Here is a 1,029-nt window from a genome sequence, read left to right as displayed (position 1 = left end):
CGAGGGCGCCTACCCGGGGCGGGGGTATGTGGGTGCTGGTGCGGGGCGCGGGTGCCGTGTGCCCGGTGGTCGGCGGGGGGTCGGGGGGGGTGGCGCGGGGCCGGACACCGCCGCCCGCCTCCAGGTCGGGTGTGCGATCGGGGTCGGGGTCCATGGACATCACTCACCGCCCGTCGTTGCCGGGCACCTCCGGGGTGCTCGGCTTGCGGTCGCGGCCCTTGCCCTTGCGGTACACGACGACCGCGCCGACCAGCACGGCGATTCCGATGATCACCAATATCTCCATGTGCGGCGCGTACCCCGGCACGAGCAGGTCAATCGCGCGGGCCGGAGCGGATGGCGCGCGGATTGTGCCCGGTCCGCACACCGCGGCGGACCCGCTGGGGATCGTCCCACTGATGCGGACAATCTGTTGTCCTGCGCCGCCGATCAGGCCACCATCGAGCCGTGACCGGTGTATGTGTTACAGGTCACTCTCCGGTCGAGCGAAATGTGAAGGTGAACGTCCATGGCGGTGCGGCACAGCTACCTGACCTACCGGGACACCTACGGATTCCCGGTCACCCTGGCGGGACGCCAGGTGATGCTCAGGGTGGGCAGGATCGGGGTGGTCGTCCTGCCCGACGCCCTCGGCGCGGTCGTGCAGCACCAGTTGCAACCCGAGCAACTCGCGGGCCCGGTGTTCACCGATCCCAGAGCGGGCCGGTGGACCTTCCTGCTCGACGGCCTGCCCGTCGTGGCCCCCGCACACCAGCTGCTGCTCACCGACGCGGGCGCGCGCATCCTCGGCAGGGACGAGGAGATCGCCCTGCCCCTGCTCAGCGAGTCGAGTTCGGCCTCGGGCGACGAACGCCGCTGGCTGTGGCCGCCCGGCTACGAGCTGCCGAGGCCCGAGGGGTTCCTGCCCGAACTGCTGACCGCGGTGCGGCGCTTCGACCTGCGGGAACGGGCGCGGGCGCTGTGTTGGTGATGGGGGCGGCTACCCGGCGCGGGGAGGTCCGGCGCCGGATCACCCGGTCTCAGTAGGCC

At 71.9% G+C, this 1,029-nt stretch carries 1 protein-coding gene; it reads left to right on the top strand.

Annotated features, from left to right (window positions below):
- The first annotated feature begins 508 nt into the window (after positions 1-508).
- The gene (locus QH283_RS11615) at positions 509-970 is read left to right on the top strand and encodes a hypothetical protein (RefSeq protein ID WP_280503019.1); all 462 of its coding nucleotides are present in this window, start codon (positions 509-511) and stop codon (positions 968-970) included.
- The last annotated feature ends 59 nt before the right edge of the window (positions 971-1,029 follow it).

This window comes from Nocardia farcinica, from assembly GCF_029867845.1.
Lineage (GTDB): Bacteria > Actinomycetota > Actinomycetes > Mycobacteriales > Mycobacteriaceae > Nocardia > Nocardia farcinica_A.
This window is presented reverse-complemented; position numbering and strand designations above follow the sequence as displayed.

Coding starts and splice junctions, on each gene's coding strand:
- QH283_RS11615 (WP_280503019.1), top strand. CDS start 509: ATGGCGGTGCGGCACAGCTACCTGACCTACCGGGACACCTACGGATTC.